At 48.8% G+C, this 8,742-nt stretch carries 8 protein-coding genes; 5 read left to right on the forward strand and 3 right to left on the reverse strand.

Features of this window, described 5'->3' with window-relative positions; translation table 11 throughout:
- Nucleotides 1-140: 140 nt before the first annotated feature.
- Complete coding sequence (locus tag ACOJS8_RS14530; RefSeq protein ID WP_420149267.1) at nt 141-995, forward strand: polysaccharide deacetylase family protein; 855 nt, start codon at nt 141-143, stop codon at nt 993-995.
- A 33-nt stretch (nt 996-1,028) separates the two neighbouring features.
- Here ACOJS8_RS14530 and ACOJS8_RS14535 read toward each other — a convergent pair whose 3' ends face one another.
- On the reverse strand, nt 1,029-2,054 hold the full coding sequence (locus ACOJS8_RS14535; protein WP_420149268.1) for a sugar phosphate isomerase/epimerase family protein: 1,026 nt from the start codon (nt 2,052-2,054) through the stop codon (nt 1,029-1,031).
- Nucleotides 2,055-2,246: 192 nt separating this feature from the next.
- Between ACOJS8_RS14535 and ACOJS8_RS14540 the strand changes: the two genes are divergently transcribed.
- Both ACOJS8_RS14540 and ACOJS8_RS14545 read left to right on the forward strand, forming a co-directional pair.
- Nucleotides 2,247-3,746 (forward strand): capsule assembly Wzi family protein, encoded by a 1,500-nt coding sequence (locus tag ACOJS8_RS14540; protein ID WP_420149269.1) that lies wholly within the window; start codon nt 2,247-2,249, stop codon nt 3,744-3,746.
- 121 nt (nt 3,747-3,867) lie between these two features.
- A complete protein-coding gene (locus ACOJS8_RS14545; RefSeq protein WP_420149270.1) occupies nt 3,868-4,827 on the forward strand; it encodes an ABC transporter substrate-binding protein in 960 nt (319 codons plus the stop codon).
- 1 nt (nt 4,828) lies between these two features.
- Here the strand turns inward: ACOJS8_RS14545 and ACOJS8_RS14550 are convergent, their stop codons facing one another.
- Both ACOJS8_RS14550 and moaA read right to left on the reverse strand, forming a co-directional pair.
- Nucleotides 4,829-5,788, reverse strand: a complete 960-nt coding sequence (locus ACOJS8_RS14550) for a nitrilase family protein (RefSeq protein ID WP_420149271.1) — start codon at nt 5,786-5,788, stop codon at nt 4,829-4,831.
- Nucleotides 5,789-5,861: 73 nt separating this feature from the next.
- Nucleotides 5,862-6,857, reverse strand: a complete 996-nt coding sequence (gene moaA / locus ACOJS8_RS14555) for a GTP 3',8-cyclase MoaA (protein ID WP_420149272.1) — start codon at nt 6,855-6,857, stop codon at nt 5,862-5,864.
- Between the two features lie 156 nt (nt 6,858-7,013).
- Between moaA and ACOJS8_RS14560 the strand changes: the two genes are divergently transcribed.
- Together ACOJS8_RS14560 and ACOJS8_RS14565 are read left to right on the forward strand one after the other, a co-directional pair.
- The gene (locus ACOJS8_RS14560) at nt 7,014-7,553 is read left to right on the forward strand and encodes a hypothetical protein (RefSeq protein ID WP_420149273.1); all 540 of its coding nucleotides are present in this window, start codon (nt 7,014-7,016) and stop codon (nt 7,551-7,553) included.
- A gap of 315 nt (nt 7,554-7,868) precedes the next feature.
- A partial coding sequence (locus tag ACOJS8_RS14565; protein ID WP_420149274.1) for a TonB-dependent receptor plug domain-containing protein occupies nt 7,869-8,742 on the forward strand: 874 nt, incomplete at its 3' end.

Here is an 8,742-nt window from a genome sequence, read left to right on the forward strand (position 1 = left end):
AAAACGTTGGCGATGAGTAGTTGATGTGATGAAACCAAATTTGTTAGACCCCTCCGGGGTCAAATGTTTATAGCACGTATTTTATTTCTATAAACATTTGACCCCGGAGGGGTCGGATAGGTAAAACCTTCTTATAATTCATGAAGAGAACTATACTACTAACCTGTGTCCTCTTACAGACGCTACGTCTGGCAACGGCCCAAACGACTCCACCGCGCCTGATTGTTCGGGGTGACGATATGGGTTACGCACACGCGGGCAACGAAGCGATTCTGAAATGCTACAAAGAAGGTATCGAGAAATCCATCGAAGTGCTCGTACCGTCGCCCTGGTTTCCGGAGGCTGTTGAGATGCTGAAGCAAATTCCGGACGCCGATATTGGCATTCACTTAACACTGACCAGCGAGTGGGATAACATCAAATGGCGGCCACTGTCCGACTGCCCGAGTTTGCGGGATGCCGACGGATATTTCTTTCCAATGGTACGTCCGAATAAAGATTACCCGAAGCGGTCGGTGGTGGAAAACGACTGGAAGTTAGCCGATATCGAAAAGGAATTTCGGGCACAGATTGAGCTGGCGATGAAGAAAATCCCACGGATCAGTCATTTTTCGGGCCACATGGGTTGTACCAGTTTGACTGATGAAGTAAACGATTTAGTGAAGAAGCTGGCGCAGGAATACCACATCAGGCATTACGACATGAGCCTTCGGAATGCCGGTGTTACGTATACGGGCTACGGTGGGGCACACGTAACGCCGGAGGAAAAACTACAGAGTTTTCTGAAAATGCTCGAAAGTCTGGAACCCGGCAAAACGTATCTGTTCGTCGATCATCCGGGTCTGGACACGCCGGAAGTTCGTGCCATCCATCACATAGGTTATGGGAACGTAGCCATCGACCGGCAGGGCGTGACTGATACGTGGACTCATCCGCGTGTGAAGCAACTTATCAAAGACAAAGGCATTCAGTTGATTGGCTACAATCAATTATAACGTAGTGATGACCGATTGTAGCCAATCACTACGTTAAGCTAGTTCGGTGCGAACGCGTTCGAGCAGCGTTTTGGTAGCGCGGATACCATCGGTGGTGGGTAGATAGCCGCCCGTTGGGTTGTACATCTGCATGAGTCCGCCTTCGTATTCGATGCCTACGTACCCACTGAAACCGGCGTCTTTGATTATTTTGAACATTTTCAGGAAATCCGTCTCGGTTTCGTTGCCTTTCGCGTCGAACTTATGGGTTTTAGCGCTGATGCCTTTGGCGTAGGGCATCATCTTTTTCACCCCTTCGTAGCGGTCATATTCCTTGATGCATTTGGTGCCCATAATCCCTTTGATATCATTGGTTTCGGGCTTGCTACGTTGCCGGCAGAAGTTGCCAAAATCGGGTAATAAACCTGCATTGGGCATGTTTACCTGCTTCAGAACACCCACCAGCCAGTCGATATCGGTTGAGTTGCCGAAGTGGTTTTCAACGATCACATTCATGTTCGACTTAGCGGCATATTCCAGCAGTTTATGATAGCCATCAGCGGCCGCTTTGGCTGCTTCCTCGGCCGGGTCGTCCGGCGCACCCGTCAGGGCTTTGGACGTATCGCCCAAATTGACGCGAATCGAACTACAGCCCAGGTACTTAGCCGCATCGACCCAGGCATGGTGCGCTTCAACAGCCTGTTGACGTTTCGTCGCATCCAGATCAGCGATGTTGGCTCCATCGACCATGATGAGGTTGTTTTTCATCCCCAGATCGTCGCAGCGTTGCCTGAGTTCTTTCAGATAAGCCTGATCGGTATGTTTGTTGTTGAAAAACATGGACACGTATTCCAGTACGTTGATACCAAAGTCTTTTTTCGTACGGGCCGGAAATTCCATATTCGACATTTTGCCCGACATCAGATCGCCAGCAAAGGAAAATTCGGCTAGTGAAATATCGAAACCGAACGGTTTAATCGGCATATCGGCAAATATTTGTGTTGGTAAAACAGATGACAGACCTACGCTGGCAGCGGCCAGGCCAAGCTGATTCAGAAATTGGCGACGAGATTGGCTCATAATTGAAACGAGATACGCTAGTACAGAGAGAGAGTAAAGTTAACTTACAGGCTTCATGGTAGTAAGAGCCAGCATAAAACGCTTTACTGTAGTGTTTAAAGAAAAGATAGCTAAGAGCAAAAGCAGTAGATAGGCACGAATGTAAATGGTTAGGGCATAGGTTGTTAGAGGAAAACTTCTTTTTTTGCACCTATGAAGCAATTCTTTCTTCTCACTACACTACTTATCATCAGTTGTTCTATTAGTAAAGCCCAGACCAAAAGTCAGCACCAGACGTTCGTAGAGGTAGGCGGCATCGTCTCTTCGAACGAACGAACACCGTTCTGGCTGCGGGCAAATCAATTTGGGATTGTTCCTTATTCCTCTCCGGCCGGTACGTTACGTGCGGGCGTAACAGGCTCCGTTTTATTGACCGATACAGCAGGAATATACGCCCGAAAAGCACCGAGCCGGGCCTGGGTATTGAGCTATTCCGCTGAGGCTGTTGGTAATGTCGGGAAGGAAAATCGATTGCTGGCGCCTGAATATTACGTTAAACTAGCTCATCGACAATTGGAGCTGGTGGTTGGGCGTCGGCGCGAAGTGACTGGTGTGGTTGATACGTTGCTTACGTCTGGATCGTACTCGTGGTCGGGCAATGCGCTGCCTATTCCTAAGGTTCGCTTTGGCACAAAAGGTTTTGCTCACATTGGACGTCGAAAATGGTTGGGAATCAATGCCTTTATAGCGCATGGCTGGATGGCTAATACGAATTACATGCAACAGTCTTTTCTGCATCAGAAATCATTGATACTCCGCATTGGCAAACCATTGTCGGCCATTCATTTCTACGTCGGTATCAATCACGTTGCGCAATGGGCCGGTCGCTCCGATTCACTGGATTATCATTACGCCGTTAATGGTCAGCTTCCGAATCAGTTACGTGATTTTCCGAATGTATTGTTTGCTGTTCGGATGAATGGTCTGAATAATCCGCGTGTTACGTCCTTCGACTATGTGAATATGTACGGGAATCACATTGGAAATTATGATTTCGGAATAGCGCTACGTCTTCCAGCGGTTTCGCTGCTCGTGTATCACCAGCACAGCTTCGATGATTTGTCGGGTATATTATTCAGAAATATGCCCGATGGTCTGAGTGGTATTCAGATTCGGCCAACGCGGCATGGTTCATCGGCGTTTCGCCTGGAGGCTGTTCTACTTGAGTTTTTATCGACCATGAACCAGAGCGGAGCTATTTTTGACCCCAACGTTGAACAGACGGAAACGGGTGCCGATAATTATTTCAATAACCGACAGTATCAGGATGGATGGACTTATAAGAACCGTATTGTCGGTACGCCGTTCATCACATTGAAACAGGACGTCAAGCCAGATAACCAGAAGAATACGGGCTGGGTGATAAATAACAATCGGGTACAGGTAGCTCATATCGCCATGCGATCTACGATTGCACGACGGATGAACGTAGTGGCAAAGGTTTCATACAGCAAAAACTACGGTGTCCCGATGGAGTCTTTTTCCCGTCCGCTTGCTCAATGGTCATCGTTGATTCAGGTAGGTACGCCTTTGCCCTGGCTGGGAGAAACGCTGCTCACGGCTTCGGTCGCTGCGGATTTTGGTCAGCTCTACACAAATGCTACGGGTGTTTCTGTAGGTTTACGTAAAACAGTCTGGTATCAGACCAGATGAACCTTTTACTTATACATGTAAACTAATCAATATAAAGTGTATCCTATTCTAGATTCTGTGTATTTTCAAAAAACTTTCCCTTTATTGGCTTGTTAAAAAAACCGTAACATTAGCCTTAGGCATGAATACCTCCATTCGCTTAGCACTCGACCGGACGCCCAATACAAACCACACCGGATTCTACATAGCCCTTGCGAAGGGGGCTTATGAAAAAGCAGGGCTTGACGTACAGATTATCTCGCCGGACCAGGAGAATTATCAAACCATGCCTGCCCGGCGCGTAGCGCAAAACGATGCTCACCTGGCCATTACGCCTTCTGAAAGCGTTATCAGTTATCAGACAAATGGTGTTCCGCTGGTGGCCGTTGCTACGTTGCTTGCCCGTGATATCAGCGCTATTGTTACGTTAAAAGAAAGCGGAATCAATCGGCCGAACGAGCTGGACGGTAAAGTATATGCTTCGTATGGGGCTCGCTATGAGGAGGATCTTATCCGGCAATTGATTCAGAATGATGGCGGACGTGGGCAATTTGTCGCCCATAAAATGTCATGGTCGGGTATCTGGAAAGCTTTACAGACGCGCGAAGTCGATGCCGCCTGGTTCTGGCTAACCTGGGAAGGGGTAAGAGCCGACATTGAGGGAGTTGAGCTCAACCAGTTTTTATTTGATGAGTACGAAATTCCGTATAGCTACAATCCAGTTCTAACGGGTCACCGCGACTGGATTAGCAAGAATGGCGATGCACTACGTCATTTTCTGGAAGCTACTGCGGCTGGTTTTCGATATGCCATCAAAAATCCGGACGAGGCCGCCCGGATTTTAATGAAAACGGCGAACCATCCGACGTTGGCAAACCGCAATTTTGTGGAACAGAGCCAGCAGATGGTGGCGGGCTATTATCTGGGTGGCGATGGCCACTGGGGGTATATGCACCGAAGCATCTGGCTTTCCTTTGTCAACTGGATGATTCGTAACCGAATGCTTACGAACAAAGAAGGCGAGCCGATTCAACAACTGGACGTTGATACGTTATTTACCAACGAATATCTGGAAGGCGTACCCGCACTGATGCGGTGGTAGCTTATTGCCCGGAATCGGTATTTAACCAGACTACTTTTTGTTCGGGGGTGTGATCCTGACCAAGAATCGTTTTATACAGATCGGGCCGTCTGGCTTTACGGTATCGGTTTCCGCCAGCCTGCTGCAATTTTTCGGGCGTGCAGGTTGCGGTGGCTATTGCATCACCCAGTTCACGGCATTCAGCGATAATGTCGCCGAAAGGATCGATAATCATCGAACAGCCATTTTTCAACTGATCGTCATCCATCCCGATGGGATTTGCAAAAACAACGTATATACCATTGTCGTAAGCGCGGGCGGGAAGCCACTTCATCAGCCAGGCACGTCCTTTCAGACCGTCGAATTCCAGCCGTACCGACGTAGGGTCATTCTCCCGATTGTACCACAAATTCGGGTCGGCAAAACCGGCTCCGGGCCGGGTGGAGGGTGTCATCATCGTTACGTGTGGCATAAAGATGATATCAGCGCCGAGCAGGGCTGTTGCCCGTACGTTTTCAATGACATTATTGTCGTAGCAGATCAGGATACCGCACTTCCAGCCGTACAGATCAAATACTACGTATTGATCGCCGGGTAGCAGATGAGGATTGATAAAGGGGTGGAGCTTGCGGTATTTAGCCACCAGACCATTTTTATCGACACATACGTAAGCCTTGAAAAGCCGATTCTGCTCATCTTTTTCGAATAAGCCAGCCAGAATCGCAATATTGTTGTCTTTCGCTATCTGAGTAAGCTTCTGAATACTCTCGCCATCAGGTATGCGTTCGGCAAGGGCGAGCATCTGCGCTTCCGACAAATGCCGGGCGAAGGTGTAACCTGTAATTGAACATTCGTGAAAGGCAATTACCTGAGCGCCCTGTTGAGCGGCCTGGGTGGCCAGTCGGCTGATTACACGAAGATTATAATCCTTGTCACCGCTGGCGTTCTCGAATTGTGCTGTCGCAATCTTAAGGTTTTGCATGACTCAAAAGAAGGTGACTGACAAAGGTAGAGAGAAAATAACGAGTTGTGAGTACCAGTAAATAAGGCGGATGTTAACCCCCAATCGTTGCCATTGATTCGGTAACAACGCTACGTTGCTGTTCCGCTTCAAATCCGTTGGCCGGGCGGTGAGCAAAGGCCTGTAAAAAAGCGGCTGTCAGTTCCTCGTCCGATGCGCCGGACGGTCCGTTGCTACGGCGTAGCAACGCCCGAATATCCAGTACGCCGTTATCGTATAAGCAGGTTTTCAAGGTACCCTGAGCAGTCAGACGGATACGGTTGCAGGTGCCGCAGAACGTTCGGCTAAAGGCGGCTATAACGCCGATGGTTCCCTGATGACCCGGAATCTGATAATTGGCCGAGGTTGAAAAGGGTGGGTCGGGAAGTTTCTGAAGCGACGGAAAATGGGTTCGTATTTCGTCGACAATACGTCGGTGTGTCCAGTGAAGCACCGGGTAATGGCTACCCTCGCCATTGAAAGGCATTTCTTCAATAAACCGCACATCAACAGGTAACGTACGGGTTAGCTCAGTTAGCGGGATTAAATCCTGCGTATTCTGTCCCTCCATCACAACGGCATTGATTTTGGTTTGAATACCTGCCGCCAGTAAGGCATCCAGCGTTTTCAATACGGCGGGCAATTCATCACGTCGGGTGATTTTCCGGAAGCGATCCCGATCAAGTGTATCTAAACTTAAATTCACCGACCGAACACCGAGAGCCGCTAATTCTGCAACATGCGGAGCCGTTAATACGCCATTCGTCGTCATGGACAGGTCTGTTAATCCATCAATCTCCGCCAGCCGATGCATGAAATTCATCAGTCCAGAACGAACAAACGGCTCACCACCCGTGATACGTACCTTGTGCACACCCAGACGGGCCAGTACGCTTACAAGCCGCTCCATCTCTTCAAATGTGAGCACCTGGTGCTTAGGTAAGTACTTAATCCCTTCTTCAGGCATGCAGTAAAAACACCGCAGATTACAGCGATCTGTTACGGCTAGCCGAAGGTATGTGATAGGGCGGTTGTGATTATCGTAGATCATGCGCTATCGAGCTAACACAAAAATACAGCTTTTGATTGCAATACAGGTGCCAATTCAATAAGTAGTAATGCTCATAAAAAATGAAATGAAGCCTTTGTATTTGTGATTTGTTTATAATTTAGTATTATTTTTGGAGAAAGTTTACCGATTGTATTTGTGAAGAAAGCAGTTTCCATAGGCCTCTCTGCCTTACTCCTGTATCACACACTAGCGTATGTGCTGGTGTTTGTAGGTACGTGGTGGCAGGCAGAACACGACCTGTCGGAGCGGCTTTCGGTATATCGGTCTGTCGATAGTATTGTGGAGTTCGAGATCCCCTTAAAAGACAAACTCGATGCGAATGCAATTGCGAGCACTACGTCGGATGGATTCAGTTATCGGGGCCAGTACTACTCGGTGGTAAGCATGGAGCTTCGGGGCGATACGTTGCATATTGCGGGTCTCCAAGCTGAAAGCCGTTCCTTCTGGCAAAGTGATCTGCTCTCGTTCCTGAACGATCATATTGCCGGAACAACCGATTCGCATCAGAAAGCGAACAAAATTCTGAAATTTTTATTGAAAGAATACTCGCCTACTCCGCGAGCTGTTTTTAGTTTTCTCTCTCCTGATTGGCGTGAGGCCATTCGCATTCCTGACGTAGCGTTTGTGTTCGCTGCGCGTGCGCTGCCCGTTCATTCGCCCCCGCCTGAAATATAGGTAAGCGATCAACCATCGCGTAACGTATTCCTGCTTTTCCTGGCGGCTGCTTGGTCGTACTGTTTCACTTAGCTTTTGCCTGGGTTTATTGTCCGTTTGGCATTGTCGATAGAGAACTGCCTTTCCAATGGTCGGGGTGTCGATGTTACGTGATTCTACTATCAGGTTGACCTTGTCTGGAGACGGCCTATGACTACGTTTCCTGGGTCATCTCAATTTACTTCCCTTTTTACATCAACAAAGGTATGTAGAGCGCCTATGTGCTGTTCGATATACCCTACGTAAGTGCTTCAGCCTGTCTGAAGATTTTTAAGAATGCAACTCAGTCAATATACAGTAGTGAAGCGGTGGTCTGATTCGTTTAAGGACGGTCTGCTCATCCTGGTTATTTTTTGGCTACCCGGCTCAACTACGTTCGGGCAGGGGACGACCGACGAAGACTCACTACGTACCCAAACGTTAAATCAGGTAACCGTGAAAGGGTCTCGATCAATAGTTGTTACGTCGCTACCAACCGTGCACGGTACGTATCTGATGGGCGGTAAACGGAGCGAAGTGATTCGATTATCAGACATCGACGCGAATGTGGCGGAGAAGACACCCCGTTTGGTGTTTGCCCGAATTCCTGGCGTATTTGTCTACGATATGGACGGTACGGGCAACCAGATCAACGTATCGACGCGTGGGTTAGATCCGCACCGTTCCTGGGAAAATAACATCCGGCAGAATGGCGTTATCACCAATTCTGATATGTACGGCTACCCAGCCAGCCATTACTCGCCCCCGATGGAAAGTATCGACCGGGTTGAGCTGGTCCGTGGAACGGCGTCGTTACAATACGGTGCTCAATTTGGGGGGATGCTGAACTACGTAACGAAAGGTGCTGATACGACTCGTCGTTTCGGATTTGAGACAGTTAATTCGGTCGGTACGTATGGTCTGCTCAGTACGTATAATGCGCTTGGCGGGCGTGTGGGAAAATGGACGTACTACGCCTATTATTACCGTCGTCATTCGGAAGGGTACCGGGAAAACAGTAGTTCCAATGCAGAAGCCCAATTTGCGCGAGTGCAGTATCAGGCTACACAACGCCTGGGCATAACCGCTGAACTGGGTCGCTCGACCTATACGTATCAGGTCCCCGGACAACTGACAGACGCGATGTTTGCGCAAAACCCGCGCCAGTCGA

Origin of the sequence: Spirosoma sp., assembly GCF_048594605.1 — a bacterium.
Lineage (GTDB): Bacteria > Bacteroidota > Bacteroidia > Cytophagales > Spirosomataceae > Spirosoma.